The organism is Thalassotalea sp. LPB0316, from assembly GCF_014898095.1.
Lineage (GTDB): Bacteria > Pseudomonadota > Gammaproteobacteria > Enterobacterales > Alteromonadaceae > Thalassotalea_G.
Map to the genome: position 1 here is coordinate 910756 of NZ_CP062946.1, position 16463 is coordinate 927218.

Below are 16463 nucleotides of genomic sequence, written 5' to 3' on the forward strand. Positions count from 1 at the left end.
GTTTTGACGAAGTGGTGAGATTCCCGCAAACAACATGCGGGAATGACGCTGTTGTTGACAGGAAAGACTCAGCTGTTTTGCAGGGCTGAGTCGGCTTTTGTTTGTCGACTAACTCGCTTGTACCTCTGCGATATAGTTATCTATTAGGCGCTCTAGAATATCAAGTGGTACAGCGCCATTCTTCAAGACGACATCGTGAAAATCTCGTAAATCAAACCGTTCGCCTAAGGCATTTTGCGCTTTAGTTCTAAGCGCTAAGATTTTCATCATGCCCGTTTTGTAAGCCGTCGCTTGGCCCGGCATCACAATATAGCGCTCAATCTCGGAAGTGACATCACTTTCCGCCATACCTGTGTTAGCAAGCATATAGTCAATCGCTTGTTCGCGAGTCCAGCGCTTGGCGTGAATACCCGTGTCAACAACTAGACGGACAGCACGGAATAATTCAGCCTGTAGGCGACCAACATTATCAAGAGGATTGTCTTGAAAGCCAAGTTCCCAAGCAACTTGTTCGGTGTAAAGTGCCCAGCCTTCCGTATATGCAGTAAATGGCGACATTCTTCTAAACAGTGGCATACCTTCGAGTTCCATACCTATAGCTATTTGGAAATGGTGGCCAGGAATGCCTTCGTGATAGGCAAGTGTGCGCATACTGTATTTCGGTGTCGCCTTAATATCGTATAAATTTGCAAAGAAGCGGCCAGGGCGAGAGCCATCTATTGCAGGTTGCTGATAATAAGCACCTGGCGATGTCTTTTCTTTAAACTCTGGAATACGGACAACTTCCATGCCTGCCTTAGGGCGAATTCTAAACGCGCTATCTATACCTGCGTCTATCTCATCCAAAATGGCTTGGTAGTCTTTGAGTATTTGCGCGCGACCTGCATCAGAATCTTCATAATATTGACTTTCATCCGCAGCTAAGGCATCTATTGCCGCAGTAAAACCATTGCTAGTGTCGTAACCTTCACTAGCTAAAATCGTCAGTATTTCTGCTTGGATGCGATCAACTTCAGCTAAACCTGTTTTGTGGATCTCATCAGCCGTATAGTTAGTTGTGGTAAAGAATTTTAAAGATTGACGGTAGGCTTCATCACCGTTGGGTAGACGCCAAAAACCATCGTCTGTGGTTGCTTTTGGTGCAAGTTCGGTGAAGTAATCAATAAACAGTTGATAGGCCGGATGAACATAATCACTAATGTTGCTTTTTGCCGATGCTAAAATACGCGATTGTTCTTTTTCAGGAATATTCTCGGCTTTTGTTAGCTTTTCTTGCAGTGAGGTGTAAAGAATATTTTCTTCTATTGGGGTCGCGACAAAGGTTGTCATTTCTTCTAGTACGCGGTCAATGACAAAGCGCGGAGGAATAATGCCTTTTTCTTCGCGTATTTTTAACCCTTGTAAATTTTGCTCAAATTTAACTTTAACTTTTGCTAGCCGAGATATGTAATTTTCAGCATCTTCAATATCGTTAACTTGATGTTGGGCTTCCATAAAGCTTGGATAACCATTTTGTACACCAAATAGCTGATTTACTGGGTAGTTATGGTATCTAAATTGTTCGCTGGTTTTGGCGAAGTCAAGCAGGTATAGCGCAATTTCCTTTGATAATTGCTCTTCTTCTGTTAAATCTTCATCAGGATAGGAAAGCAGTGTTTGATGAATGTCGTTGAGTTGGGCAAATAGTTCATCGCCTTTTTCTGGTCGGTCGTCATCAAGCTCTGCGTTGTGGCCTTTGATCCCGATGGATTCTAAAAAGCCGAGTGATGTCAACGTTTCTGGGCTGTCAAATGCCATTTTTACCATAGTACGATCTAAAAATACGCGGAACATAAATGGTTTTTGTGCGTACCATTCATGAGCGGCAAAACTCGTACCTAATAACACTACAATCAGTAGCAATTGGCCAAGACGTTTAAATATTGTTTTTATCATCTTGTTTTCCTTGTGTTTAATTTCTGTTAATGACGTTAGCACGAAGCGATATTTTGCACTAGTGAGAAAGTATAATAATTGTTAGTCAGTGTATCTGCTTGCCGTTCTCTGGCAAATGCGCAATAGATTGGTAAATTTGATGTACTTTAGCTGTTAATCCGCCTAAAGTATTGACTATAGTTACTTTATGGTTAAAGCAATTACTTAGCATATGGATATTTTCAAACAGTTTCTCTTGTTAGCCATAACACCCCTGCTATGGCTTGGATTTAGCGCCTCTGCATTGGCACAAAACTTTGACGTAGAAGAAGTAAGCGTCATGCCTTACCAACAAACTATTACGCGAACAGGACGCTTGGCCTTTAAAAAAACCGTCAACTTGTCTTTTAAAGCCAGTGGTTATCTTGAATTTTTAGCGGTCGATGAAGGTGATTATTTTGAAAAAGGCGCACTACTTGCTGCCTTAGACAACGAAGAGCTTAAAGCGGAAAAGAATCGTCGATTTGCCGAATTATTGCAGGCAAAACGCGAGTACAAACGCGCTCAAGAGTTATTTGAAAAAGCACTGAATACTGAGCAAGAGTTAGATTTGGCTAAAACTAACTTAGAATCGATCCGCAATGTTTATCAAGCGGCATACTACAACCTTGAAAAGGCAAAAATCTTCGCGCCTTACAACGGTGTGGTATTAAGCCGTAATACCGATTTAGGAGAACTGCAAGCGCCGGGCTCACCCGCATTACAAGTTGCAGCGTTAGAGAAAAACTGGGTGGTAAAAATAGCCCTAACCGATGCTGAAATAAGCCAAGTGCGACTTGGCCAAATAGTCGATGTAATGCTACCGAGTTTAGGTCAGGTCAAAGGTGAAATTAACCGTATTCCGATGATCGCTAATACCGCGAACAGTTTATTTTTAGTTGATGTACTACTACCGGAATTAGTGCTTAAGCAAGGCGTTGTTGCAGGGCAAATGGCGCAGGTGAGTATAGATGTCTCATCACCTGATTCCGTTTATCGCTTACCTATTGACGCATTAGTTGCTATTGATGATAACGGCGATGCAATTATTGTTACCCAGCAGGGTAGTGAGGTGAGCCAGCGCAGTTTACCGATCTATAAATTAGACAATCAATTCATTTATTTGAGCGCGACGAGTGACCAATCAGATTTGACGGTGGTCGTTCGCGGTTGGCAGCACTTAGATGTGGTGAAGTAATCGATGAAGTTACCTTTAATCGCATTAAAAAATGCCCAGTTTACGGTGACAGTTATCGTATTGATGGTACTGCTTGGCTTAGTTTCATACCTGACTATGCCGCGCTCGGAAGATCCGCAATTTGATATGCCGATAACGCTACTTGAGATTGTATACCCAGGTGCATCACCCGCTGATATTGAAACCTTAGTGGTTGATCCCATCGAAGCCTCTTTTGCTGAAATAGAAAATATAAAGAAGATTGAATCGCAAATTAAAAATGATGGCGCTCGTATTGAAGTGACGTTCATTTATGGCGTTGATGCCGATCTTTCGTATGATAGGATCAAACAAGCCGTCGCTGAAGTAAAGCCGACTTTGCCAGAAGGCATACAGGAACTGTTGGTCTTAAAAGCGACCCCTAAAAGTGTCGCGATTATGCAGCTCGCGTTGTGGAGTGAACCAACAGATTATAAAACCATGGAGTTTTACGCCAAGCAGTTAGAGAAAAGACTCGAAGCTATTCCGGCGGTGCGCAAATCTGATATTTGGGGCTATCCACCACAAGTTGTCGCGGTTGATTTAAACCTCGAACTGTTGCATCACTACGGTATCGGTGTCAATGATGTCAATAACGTACTCCAAGGCCGAGCACTCAATATTACGCCGGGCTTTGTTGATGCATCAACGCGGCGATTTAATGTCAATACCAGTGGTAATTTTACCGATTTAACGTCACTGCAAAATACCATTATCGTGACCAATGATGACTACGTGCTACGACTCAAAGATATTGCTCAAGTCAGCGCTGCTGATTACGAGCCAGCATATTTAGCGTATTACGATGAAAAGCCGGTTATTTTTGTCACTGTTGAGCAACGGGAAAATACCAATATTTTTGACTTAACTCATGCCATTGATGCCGAGATTGCCGCATTTAAAGCAACGATTCCCGATAATGTTCAAATAGAGCCACTATTTAAACAAGCACAGAGTGTTGAGTATCGAGTGAATGGCTTTTTCGATAACCTCATTCAAGGTTTGGTGCTCGTTGGCGTGATGTCGCTGTTGTTTTTGGGCTTACGTGAGGCGCTAGTGGTCGTTTCGGTCATTCCCCTTAGTTTTATGATCGCAATTGGCTGGTTAGATCTCAGTGGCTTTGGTTTGCAGCAGATGTCGATTGTCGGCTTGATCATAGCGCTGGGCTTATTAGTTGATAATGCGATTGTTGTGACTGAGAGTATTCATCGAGAAATGCCAAAGCATAGCGATAAGCTAACGGCATCTGCTCAAGGTGCTAGTATCGTTGGTTGGGCTATTACCAGTGGTACCATTACCACCATGTTCGCTTTTCTACCGATGCTGATGCTCAATAGCTCAACCGGTGATTTTCTCCGTTCAATGCCTGTAACTGTAGTGCTAGTACTACTCGCCTCGCTGTTATTGGCTTTGACGTTAACACCGCTACTTGCTCGTTTAACCTTTAGTCAAAAGCCTAGCAAAATTAAAACGTTACAAGTGTATTTGAATCGTTTTGCTGAAAAAATTTACGCACCGATCCTGGTTGTACTGATTCGCTTTAAATATGTTGTTTTAGCGTTGGCCATGATGATACTAGTCGGGATGTTTTCAGTATTTGGTCAAGTAGGGGTGAGCCTGTTTCCAAAAGCTGAAAAGCCGATGGTCATGGTAGATGTTGAAATGCCAGCTAATACGGCGCTCAGCGCGACTAATGAAGTCATGCAAGATGTTGCCAAATATATTGGCGAGTTCGATTTTGTTGAAAGTGTTGGCTTAAACGTTGGTAGTGCTAACCCACGGATTTATTACAATCAAGTACCGAAACGCGGTGTTTCTAAGTATGGTCAAATGGTGGTGGTGCTCAATGATTACCAAGAGCAAACCATGAGCCAGTTTGTTGCAGATCTGCGCCAAGAATTTAACCGTTGGCACCAAGCAAAAATTACCGTTAACGAATTCACTCAAGGGCCAGTAACCGATAAGCCGATTACTGTGCGCTTGATGGGCGAAAATTTAACTGACTTAGAAAAGGTCGCCAAGGATGTCGAAGCTTTTATGATAAAGCAGCAAGGCATGATCAATGTTGATAACCCGATTGGTGAAGCAAACACCATAGTGAGTATGGGCATTGATTATGAAAAGGCGGGTTTGGCAAACGTTAACATTCAAGCGCTAGATATGACATTGCAAACGATATTGTCAGGCGCTTTTGTTGGCTGGTTTAATGATGACAATGGTGAGAGCTATCCGATTGTTGTGCGCAATCAATCGCCTGAAGTTGAGAGCTTTGATCAGGTTTACATCAGTAATATGCGCAATGAGTTACTACCACTCAATCAAGTGGTCAACGTACAGCTAATGCAAGGCCAACCAGAGTTTTTTCACTATCAGAAATTGCGCATGGCCAAAGTCTCCGCCGATGCTGATTTGGGCTACTCTATCAATGAGTTAACACTGCAGGTTGTCGATTATCTCGATAATTACGATTTACCCATTGGCATTAGCTACAACTTAGGTGGAGAAGAGGAATCAAGGCAAGAAAACTTTGCCGGTTTGTCACAAATTTTATTAATAACCGCTATCGGTATTTTTGCCATTTTGGTGTTGCAGTTTAAATCGATTCTTCAGCCAATGATCATTTTTACTTCAATCCCATTTGCTATTGCTGGTTCTGCGATTGGTTTGTTTATCACGGGTAGTTCATTCTCGATGATGGCCTTTATTGGATTGATTAGTTTATTTGGTATTGTCGTTAACAACGCGATTATTTTAATTGATACTGCCAACCGAAATTTACTTAGTGAAACCAACAAAGTGACAGCAATAACGCAGGCAAGTGCTACCCGTTTTACGCCGATTTTACTTACCACGTTAACCACAATAGGTGGTTTACTGCCTTTGACCTTGTTTGGTGGCAGTTTATGGCAGCCATTGGGCATAGTTATCATCTCGGGGTTATGTGTATCAGCCTTATCGAGTTTCTTCCTTGTACCGGTATTAACGGAGCTCTTTACTAAAGCGAAACAACTGGACGAATAAATGGAGTATGTAGGATTTATTGGCTACGCCCTAGCTGGCTTGGCCTATGTGGTTTTTGCCTTGTTGCTGTTTGCTGCGCGCAATAATAGTTTATTGGCTCGTTGGTTAATTGGCTGTGTGTTGGTGACCGCAACCGCTAATATTGTTGCCGCTAGCCAAGTGGAATTTGGCTTTAGTTTGTTGTGGGTTATGGCAATTGATACGGTTAAAATTGCCTGTTGGGCGGTACTGATTTTATCGTGCAATATCGAGTACAAGTCATTTAAAGAGCTACTCACTAATCATTATGTAAAACAGTATTTGTTGGTGTGGTCGAGTTTGAGTTTGGCAAGTTACCTTGGTGTTTACTTCGGGTTGTCGACCAAGTATCTGTTCTTGTTGTTTATCATGCTCAACTTATGGAGTTTAGTACTGCTAGAGCAGCTTTATCGGAGCTCTACCGGTGAAGTTCGCTGGGCTATTTGGCCTTTAGTTATTGCGATAGCTGGCGTTTCACTGTTTGATTTTGTCTTGTACGCGCAAGCTTCCATGTTAGGACAATTAGACTTTGATTATTGGTATAGCCGAGGGTTTATTGCAGTCATCGTTGCGCCGTTATTGTTAATTAGTACACGCCGTGTGCAAAATGGCCAAGTGCGAGTATTCGTCTCGCGCAACGTGGTGTTTTACTCCTCAATGCTACTGATTGCTGGCTTGTACTTGTTGATAATGGCTTTTGCCGGTTATGCAATTAACTACTTTGGCGGAGAGTGGGGGACATTAGTTTCTGTTTCATTCTTGATGCTGGGCGGGGTTGTTTTAGCGGCCTTATTGATGACCGAAAGCTTGCGCAAACAAGTAAAAGTTTTTATCGCGAAAAACTTTTTTGCCAATAAATATGAATATCGTGAAGAGTGGTTAGAGCTAATAGAGCAGCTTGAAACGACCAGTGCTGAATCAGCTCACCAAATGGCGTCACAAATTATGATGGCGAAGTTTCAAGCGAAGTCTTGTGCGTTAATCAAAGATAATAGTGTGCATTTTGGCGAGATAAAATTTACCCATAATTGGTCAATCAACGAACAAGAGGTTACCGAATTTCAAGAGCAATACAGTCTTGTCGTAAGTTTTGTTAAGCAAAATCAGTGGTTGATAGATCTGGCGGAATATAAAAAATCACCAAATCTTTATCAAGGCTTGGTTTTAGATTGCACATGGTGCGAAAAACAAGGCATTGAGCTCATTATTCCCCTGTTTATCGGTAAAGCTTTTTATGGCGTTTTCCTCATTGGTGGTCGCAAAGAGCCTAAACCGTTAAATTGGGAAGATAGAGATTTGATTTTTGCGATTTCAAAGCAACTGATCAATTACATATCATTGCATGAGGCGAATGATAGATTAGCTGAATCAAGGCAGTTTGATGCTTTCAACCGCATGTCAGCTTTTCTTGTACACGATTTGAAAAATGTTCAGGCCCAGCTTGCATTAATTAATGCTAATGCCAAACGGCATAGAGATAATCCAGAGTTTATTGATGATGTTTTTGAAACGATAGACTCTGCAACTTCTCGCTTAGATAAAATGCTGTATCAATTGCGAAACAAGCAAGTTCTGTCATCAAAACAAGGTTATGTAGAGTTGAATCAATTGGTATCGTCGGTGGTTGAACAATGTAATGTTAGAAAGCCCGAGGTACTCTTTGAACCCGTTACTGATGTTAAAACCTTTATCGATGGCGAGACAATGCACTCAGTGCTCAATCACTTAATTCAGAACGCACAGGAAGCGTCTGAAGTTGACCAAAAAGTTAATGTGATGTTGCGTCAAGACAGTGATATAGTAGAAATTGTTATATCCGATTCAGGTTGTGGTATGACGGAAAGCTTCATTGAAAAGCGCTTATTCAAACCTTTTGATACCACTAAAGGAAATGCTGGTATGGGGATTGGAGTGTATGAAGCGAAGCAATTTATCGAATCACTCTCAGGGCGGCTTTCAGTAACCAGTCGGCCAGGTGAGGGGAGTCAGTTCACGTTGCGGTTCCCATTGATAACGAAAGAAGAATAATTTAAGAATAATAAATAAGGTTTGTATTTGAACATGGATAAATTACTGATCGTAGATGACGACAAGGGTATTCAAAAGCAGCTTAAATGGAGTTTGTCTGATTATGATGTTGTGTTAGCTGACGATCGTGAAAGTGCGATAGCCGCAGTAAGACGTTTTGAGCCAAGTGTTGTAACGTTGGACTTGGGCTTGCCACCAGATGAAGCAAATGCCTCTGAAGGTTTGGCGTGCTTACAAGAAATATTAACTATTGCACCTCACACCAAAGTCATCGTTATTACCGGTAATGATGATCGCACGAATGCCCTTAAGGCAATAGCCGCCGGTGCCTATGACTTTTATCAAAAACCGATAGAGCAAGAAGTGATAGAAGTGATCGTTTCTCGTGCAATGTCGTTAGCTAGTATTGAAACTGAAAACAGAAAAATGCGCTCGGTAGCAGGTAGTGACATCGGGATTATTGGCAACAGTGCAGCAATAGAGCGAATGCGAATGATGGTTAAACGTATCGCGCCAACCGCTATTACTGCGTTATTGCTAGGGGAAAGTGGTACGGGTAAAGAAGTCACAGCGAATGCCATTCATCTAGCCAGTGATCGTAAAGAAAAGCCGTTTATAGCGATCAACTGTGCATCTATTCCTGAAACTCTGTTGGAAAGTGAGCTATTTGGCTTTGAAAAAGGTGCTTTTACCGGCGCCCATAAAACGACCAAAGGTAAAATTGAGTGCGCTGAGGGCGGTACGCTATTTTTAGATGAAATTGGAGATATGCCATTTAATCTTCAGGCAAAACTGCTGCGTTTCCTACAAGAAAAGAAAATTGAGCGTTTAGGTGGTCGCCAAGAAATTGCCGTCGATGTGCGCGTAGTTTGCGCTACGAATCAAAACCTTCAAGAGATGGTTAAAGAAAAAACCTTCCGTGAAGATTTATTTTATCGCGTAAGCGAGATTACTTTGGATATTCCGCCGCTGCGTGATAGAGATGAAGACATAATAATCCTTGCCCAGTACTTCTTAAACCTTTATGCGCAAGAATACAATTCAAAGGCTAAAGGCTTTGCTGAGGACGCATTGAAAGCACTACGCAAATACAATTGGCCTGGTAATATTCGAGAGTTGCAAAACAAGGTGAAAAGCTCGGTTATTATGAGTACTGGCATTCAAGTTACCGCCTTAGATCTCGGCTTTTTTGACGAAGTTGATGAAGATTACACGCTTGATTTGAATTTGCGCTCAGTACGTGAGTCGGCCGAAACAATCGCTATCCAAAAAGCCTACGCGTTAGCAGAGGGTAACATGTCAAAGACAGCTGATTTGTTGGGCATAACTCGTCCAACACTATATAGCTTAATTGAAAAGTATGAGCTAAATATTAATAGTTAAACTACGAGCTGTTTAATGATAAAAAGTCGCATTCAGCGACTTTTTATTTGCCGTGAATCGTATTATATTCATCGTGTTTAATGCCAAAAAAGCCAGCTATAGTACCGATAGACGATGCAATTCTAAATAAGCCATTAACGAACGTTGTTTTATTGAAAGTCACAGCGCCTAAAAGCAAATAACCGAGACCACGGATAAATCGAACAGCCGAGAGTGCAGATGAGCGCGCTATCGCCTTTAATACCGGTTCTTCAAACAGATGGCTTCGAGTGTAGCCGATACCAGAGCGAAACCCGCGTTTTATAAACCACTTTACATTAGCTCGACTAGCAGGAAACTCTTCTATCACTGGTGCATCCGTATATACTGCTTTAACACCTTGCTTTAGCGCTTTAAGGGCGAAATGGTAGTCACTTGCGCCGGTCATAGCAAAACGTTGGTCAAATAGCGGGTTAAACTTTTCGATAACCTTACGGGTAAGTAACAAATTACCTGTGTAAAATGTTGGAACCGACACCCCTTCCGAATATGGGTTTTTACCGTAGATTAAATCAATCGCCCACGCAGGAGTACCTGCTTCACCTACAGAGATAACATGACTAGTTACAACATCGGCTTGATATTTTACTTGTGCCGAAAGCATGTTGTTAGCCCAGTGTTCGTCACTAGGCCATTCATCATCATCAATAAAAAATAGAAACTGTTTATCAGTTGTCAAAAAATATGAGACGCACTTATTGCGCGCTGCAACAATACCGGGGGTTGATTCCGTTTGATAAGTGATGGGAAAAGGAGATAGCTCATTAACACTATCGACAACCTGTTTGGCTTCATCTTGGCAGGCGTTATCAACCACTAAAATATCAAGTGTTATCGAAGCATCGACAACTTGCTTTGTTAGTGCTGTTAGCAAACGCTCTAACCATTCAGGTCGACGACAAGTAATAATGGCGATAGTGGCTGATTTTACCGAGTTTGTCATGATACGTTAACTCGCTATTGTGAATCGTTATTAGATTGTAGTTTGGCTAATTCATCTGACTTTTGCTTGAGTAGCTTATCAACATATCTTGCCATTTTTACTTTTTGCTTAATAGAATTATCTAGATATTCATCAAGATCTTTTAGTGTTGATAACATATGTTCAACGTTGGTATGAGTAGCAGCTTGCCCTTCGAGTTGCTTACTCGGCTCGGTACTTGGCAGGTTTTTCCCTGTCAGAGAACCTGTAAGCTCAATTTCCATTTCCTCAGCAACTTGGGTGACGGCCTCCACGTCAATGATGTCAAGCTCTTCAAGAAAGCCAAAAAGTAGAATACGATCAACAAAAATATTTATTTTACGCGGTACACCGAGTGTTTTTTGATGAATGACTTGGTAGACACCATCGGTAAAAACATGTGATTTTTGACAATCAGCTTGGCTTAAGCGATGGTCTATATAGTCTTTTACTTCTTCTTCGGAAAGTGGCTTTAGGTGGGCTGAAGCAATAATCCGCTGGCGGAATTGTTCCATATCAGGTGCTTGAATAATATCTTTCAACTCTTCTTGGCCGAGCAGAAAGCTCTGAATAAGCGGCTTATTATCTAATTGGAAGTTAGATAACATTCGCAACTCTTCTACTGTTTCTGAGGGTAAATTCTGTGCCTCATCTACAATTAATAGCGCTCTTTTCCCCTGACGGTGTAAGTCAATTAAAAAGGACTCAATAGCCTGTAATAATTCAGCTTTTGTTGAACCCGGCTCATGAATTTTGAACTCAGATGCTACTAATGCTAGTAACTCCTGTGGATTTAATTTAGTTGTTACTAATTGAACGGCGACAATGTTATTGTCGTCGATGTTACTGAGCAAGTTACGAGCGATTGTTGTTTTCCCTGTGCCGATAGGGCCTGTAATAACGATAAAACCCTCGCCTTGGTCTAAACCATATTGCAAATATGAAAGGGCACGTTGGTGATGATTTGAGGCAAAGAAAAAACGTGGATCTGGGCTTAATTGGAATGGTCTTTCTTTAAAACCATAGTAACTCTCATACATGTTGTTAGAAGTCCTTAACTACACTAATGTAGATGCGGCTTTCTTCATAATTAAAGCTATCTTCACTAGATTGACGGTTTATATGTGTGAGGCCTAATTTGGCATTGAGGGTTCTGTTTAACTTGCGATTGTAACTGGCAGTGTACCTGCGGTAGCGATCGAGCCTTTCAGTGTCAGTATCAATATTATAATTGTCTTCGGTATATTCAACGTTTAAATCAAGTGTTGAATAACCACTTATTTTTCGACTCATCAGCAATCCTGCTGTGGCGTATCTGTCTGACACCCTTGTTTCGAGGTTCTCTTTATCGCGATGATTCAGCGTCATCGTAAACGTTGTTCTAGCTAATGCTAACGTGGAATTCCAGCTAGCAACCTTATTTAAGGTAAAGCTGTTGTCCTCGATAATTTCATAATCGTTGAGCGTTATTAACCTGTAATCATCAAAGTTAAAATCATCACCGGCTTGGACATAACACTCGGTAATATCGACAAATTCTAATGGGCACCAATAAGCGCCTTGTGGCAACAACTCATAATTATTTCGAGTAAAGCTCTCAATCTCTTCACTGTATTTTATGTCATTGGTTAGGCGTTTGTTTCTGTGCTTAATATTGAGACTATAGCTTTTACCAAAGAAGCGTTCACCATAGCTTGCGACTAGTTGTGTTCTTGATGTTGGTTGCCAGTTTACTTCAGCGTTTACATATTCTTTTTGTTCGTTACCATCGATATCAAATTGATCATCTTCAGGTTTGTTATAACTTACATCAACAAAAAGCCTTGGTTGCGCTAACCAACGAAAACCGACGCCATAGGCGTTAGATTCATATGTGTTATTGCCGGCAATATTGCCTGAATTGTCTTCGTAATAGTAGCGAATAAATGGATTGAATTTGTATGGGGTAATCCAGCCTAGCCGAAGTTCTATCTTTTCTTGGGTGGCATCTTGGTCGTTATTTTTTATATCGCTGTAACCAATATTGGTATGCCAAAAGACATTGCGCGCTGCCTTACCGTTGTAACTTAATAGTTGTGCACTATAACCATCACGTTCACCAATACCGTCTTCTGTTGCTCGCAAATTATAATTTGTATTAAAGTCGACTAAAAAATCGCTGTTATCAACCCTGTACTCCACGCCAGCACTGTAATTTTCAACTTGTACCGTGTCACCCGAAACTAAATCAGCAAGTGCATTTCTTGCTCTATTTCGCGATTGGTTCTCAACCGTTGCACTTGCAGTTAGGGCGATGCCGTTGGGCCATAATAAAAAGCGACCAGAGGTATCTAGGGTTAAAAAGTCGTCATTTAGGTCACTATCGTGACTATACATCGCGTATATATTTGAGGATTTGAAGTTAAATTCACTGTTTTGTGATAGGTAATTAACGTCAAAATTTAGACCGAACTGACTTACTAGACTCGACTCTTCTTGGTTCGAGACTAAACTCACATTATCGGTAAAGTTTTCTTCAATAAAAACTTGCGGTGTTACCTGCCAGTCACCTGCAAATACGCTCGAAGAGGTTACTAACAACCCCCAACACAGTGCTTTTTTATTTACCGTACCCATAGCCATAATAGCCATACATATCCTTGTGTGATCTTATTGCTTTATTCACAACTAAACCTAGCGCAAGGTTTTCATTTAGGTTTTCGGTTGCTTTTTGAATGTCAGCTAATTTAGTTTTATTTTCTTCGACAACAACAACTGCTTGCCCCATTAAATTGGCTAGTACTAAAGTTTCGGTTACGCCAATCAGTGGTGGGCAATCAAAAATTACAATTCGGTCAGGGTAGCGGTCAGCAAGCTCTTGGGCAAGCGATGCCATTTTATCACTGGCTAATAATTCATTCGATAGATGATGAGGGGCGCCCGCTGGAATAAGCTTCAGTTTATCAATATTTGTACTATAAATGATTTCATTGATACTTTGCTTTTCACCCAGTAAGTATTCCATTAAGCCTGGCTGTGTTGAGAGGCCAAGCTCACGATTTACACTGGGTCTTAAAACATCGGCATCGACTAATAAAACAGTTTTGTCTTGCTCGAGCGCTATACTCAATGCCAAGTTAATCGAGACAAAGGTTTTGCCTTCATTGGGTGTTGAGCTCGATACCATCACGAGGTTACTGTTGTTCAAAGTCTTTGATGCACTGCCAAAAGCGTTGTTGAGTAGTTTTCGCTTAATTTGACGGAACTCATCTTTGATGCTCTTTCGCTCACCACTATCGATTAGGTAACCGCGCTCATCCATGCTTTGTTTATCGATATCCAGCTTTAAGTCTTTGCTGGTGATAGGGCCTTGAGCGGCTGTCGTTTGCGCTGCGCTTTGCGTTGGACTTTGCTCGACAACTTCTGCTTGTTCAGTGGTGTTATCGCGCTGGTTTTTCTGCAAGCTTGCTTTTTGCTTTGCTAAAGCTTTTTCTATCGTACTCATAATTTAAAAAAGCCTTTTAATTGGAGCCTGAATGACTTCTGGAAATAGAGAATAAGCGACAAAGAAGCATAGCAGGGTGATCAACAAGGTATTAGATAAGATGAAAATCCAAGTTTTCTTCTTATGCCATTGCTGTAAGCCTAAGTTTTCTGTTGCTGAAACAATACCAAACACCGGAATACCTGTCGCTTTAGATACTTGTGTACTTGACGTTACTACCGGGTTGAGTTGGCTAAATAACAACGATAAGCCAATGCCAACACCAAAGCCAAAAACGGTTACCACCAAGTATAGCAATAAACGCTTCGGGCCAACTGGCTCTGAGCCTGTGCGAGGAGGATCAATGACGCGAAATTGAATCTTGTTAGTGGTTTCATCGGCTTGTTTCGCTAACGAGGCTGTTTCTTTGCGAATCAAAAGTTCTTCATATTTTTTCTTGGTGATTTCATAACCGCGATTTAATGCCGTAAGCTCTGCTTCAATTTCTGGCAGGGTGTGAATTTTGTTTTCTAACTCTGCAACTTGATTTCGATAGCTTTCAGCTCGAACCTCTAAAGAAGCTACTTTGGTTTCAAGGGTGTTTACTTGGATTTGCACTTCTTGAATTACTGGGTTTTGACTAAACACTGACGTTGATTGCGTCGAGTCTTTTTGCGCAGATAAAAACTCGTTTATCTCTTTGGCTCTTTGTTGCTTTAAATGCTCAAGACGACGACTGACTTCGATCACTTCAGGGTGCTTGTCGGTATACTTCAAATTTAGCAAGTCTAAACTTGCTTCAAGCTCAGCTATGCGGCCATCAAAAGTTGTTTCAATGGCTGAGCTTTTAACTGAATTGTCTGGATTCACTTCATTTTGAGGGGTTATTACCAACTGCTGTCTTGCAGAGCTAAGCTGTGTTTTAGCCTCTAGGAGTTCTAGTTCAATATTACGCAGTTGCTCTTTCGTTGAACTAAGCTTTTGGTAGTAACCCCCGTTTGGTCTGGTAATACATTACTGTATTTTTGTTTGAAGTCGGTAAGGCGCTCTTCTGCGGCTAGTAAGCGAGATTCATATTCTTTGATTTGGACATCGAGGAATTTTTGTGCAGCGTCAGAATCACTGCGATTTTCACCGAGTGTATTTTCAATAAACACCGTTAGTGCTGATTGAACAACATTTCTCGCCATTTCCGGGTCTTTGTTGCGATAAGAAATGGTAAAAATATTTTCTCTACGGCCACCGGTTTTTTTGATGTAAATGTCTTTTTTTAAATCATCAATTAGCTCTTCGTACTCTTTTGGAGTATTTGCTTGTACGTCGAGATCAGTCATGCGAGAAATGCGCTCTAAGTTTGGACGACTTAGTAGTGTTTTCACCATTAATTGAATTTGCTCATCTGGGTTGGTTTCCACTGTCATACCTTTTAACAATGGTCGCAGTATCGACTGAGTATCCGCATATACTCGAGCCTCAGACTCGTAAACATCATCTAAAATTGCCGTTATCGACCAACCAATTGGACATATAATCCAAGTGGCAACCATGATGTAACGTCGCTTTATCCATATCCCTTTGAGATAATCAATAACCTGCTCAAACAGCTCTTGCATTCCTGACCTCTAACTACTCGCTACTAGGAAAAATTAAAACCATGTTTCAGGGATAACGATAATATCGCCAGGTAGCACATCAACATTGGCTGAAATATCCCCATTTTTAATTAAGTCTTCGATTGCGATGTCGTATTGCTTTTGAACACCGTTTTCAATGCGTACTAAGACCGCATCGTTACCATCAGCAAACTCTGTTAAGCCACCCACTTTGATCATGACATCGAGTAGGGTCATGTTTTGGGTGTAGCTAATTGACTGAGGCTCGGTTGCTTCACCGATAACCCGAATTTGCTCGCTAAATGGCCCAACAAAGTTATTTACCGTCACGGTGACAATCGGGTCGCGTAAATAAGTTGATAAGGTTTGTTCGATTGAACGGGCTAATTCTGACGGTGTTTTGCCCGATACTTTGATATCTTCAACAAGTGAAGTTGTTATCATGCCATCAGGGCGGACAACAAATGTGCCTGATACTTCTGGGTTTCGCCAAACAAAAATGTTTAGCACGTCACCAGGACCAATGAGATATTTATAGTCGGTCACATTGTTGGTGGCTGAAGGGTGTAAAGTGGCGCTTGGTAATGTTGAGTTACTGCTGCAGCCTGCAAACAGAACTGTAACCATTAGCATTACAAGTGCATTGAGGGTTTTAGTTATACGTTTTTCCATGGTAACGACCTGTTTCAACATTATTATTACGATTTTTTCAATAACGTAACAGATTGTATTTTATTTTTATATACGTTGCACTTAATTAATCATGTT

General features: G+C 41.3%; 10 protein-coding genes and 1 pseudogene. 4 read left to right on the plus strand and 7 right to left on the minus strand.

What is annotated here, in order from left to right:
• Positions 1-108: 108 nt before the first annotated feature.
• Positions 109-1935 carry a DUF885 domain-containing protein gene (locus LP316_RS04060; protein ID WP_193022803.1) on the minus strand — a complete coding sequence of 609 codons (1827 nt, stop codon included), beginning with the start codon at positions 1933-1935 and terminating at the stop codon, positions 109-111.
• A gap of 211 nt (positions 1936-2146) precedes the next feature.
• Between LP316_RS04060 and LP316_RS04065 the strand changes: the two genes are divergently transcribed.
• From LP316_RS04065 to prsR, 4 genes are read left to right on the plus strand one after another with little or no spacing between them, the layout of a single operon-like run.
• Positions 2147-3151: an efflux RND transporter periplasmic adaptor subunit gene (locus LP316_RS04065; protein ID WP_193022804.1), complete on the plus strand. Its 1005-nt coding sequence runs from the start codon at positions 2147-2149 to the stop codon at positions 3149-3151.
• Between the two features lie 3 nt (positions 3152-3154).
• Entirely contained in the window at positions 3155-6190 is a 3036-nt protein-coding gene (locus LP316_RS04070) for an efflux RND transporter permease subunit (protein ID WP_193022805.1), read from the plus strand.
• The gene (prsK, locus tag LP316_RS04075) at positions 6191-8236 is read left to right on the plus strand and encodes an XrtA/PEP-CTERM system histidine kinase PrsK (protein WP_193022806.1); all 2046 of its coding nucleotides are present in this window, start codon (positions 6191-6193) and stop codon (positions 8234-8236) included. It abuts the gene before it with no gap.
• 33 nt (positions 8237-8269) lie between these two features.
• Positions 8270-9619 (plus strand): PEP-CTERM-box response regulator transcription factor, encoded by a 1350-nt coding sequence (prsR, locus tag LP316_RS04080; RefSeq protein WP_193022807.1) that lies wholly within the window; start codon positions 8270-8272, stop codon positions 9617-9619.
• A gap of 43 nt (positions 9620-9662) precedes the next feature.
• Here the strand turns inward: prsR and LP316_RS04085 are convergent, their stop codons facing one another.
• The 6 genes and pseudogenes from LP316_RS04085 to LP316_RS04110 form a co-directional block, all read right to left on the minus strand.
• On the minus strand, positions 9663-10601 hold the full coding sequence (locus tag LP316_RS04085; RefSeq protein ID WP_193022808.1) for a glycosyltransferase family 2 protein: 939 nt from the start codon (positions 10599-10601) through the stop codon (positions 9663-9665).
• 14 nt (positions 10602-10615) lie between these two features.
• On the minus strand, positions 10616-11659 hold the full coding sequence (locus LP316_RS04090) for an XrtA/PEP-CTERM system-associated ATPase (protein WP_193022809.1): 1044 nt from the start codon (positions 11657-11659) through the stop codon (positions 10616-10618).
• Positions 11660-11663: 4 nt separating this feature from the next.
• Positions 11664-13250, minus strand: a complete 1587-nt coding sequence (locus LP316_RS04095; protein WP_193022810.1) for a TIGR03016 family PEP-CTERM system-associated outer membrane protein — start codon at positions 13248-13250, stop codon at positions 11664-11666.
• The gene (locus LP316_RS04100; protein ID WP_193022811.1) at positions 13219-14103 is read right to left on the minus strand and encodes an XrtA-associated tyrosine autokinase; all 885 of its coding nucleotides are present in this window, start codon (positions 14101-14103) and stop codon (positions 13219-13221) included. The genes LP316_RS04095 and LP316_RS04100 overlap by 32 nt, the downstream gene beginning before the upstream one ends.
• 3 nt (positions 14104-14106) lie before the next feature.
• Positions 14107-15695 (minus strand): annotated as a pseudogene (locus LP316_RS16175) (XrtA system polysaccharide chain length determinant).
• Positions 15696-15728: 33 nt separating this feature from the next.
• Positions 15729-16328 (minus strand): XrtA/PEP-CTERM system exopolysaccharide export protein, encoded by a 600-nt coding sequence (locus LP316_RS04110; RefSeq protein WP_413470670.1) that lies wholly within the window; start codon positions 16326-16328, stop codon positions 15729-15731.
• Between the last annotated feature and the right edge of the window lie 135 nt (positions 16329-16463).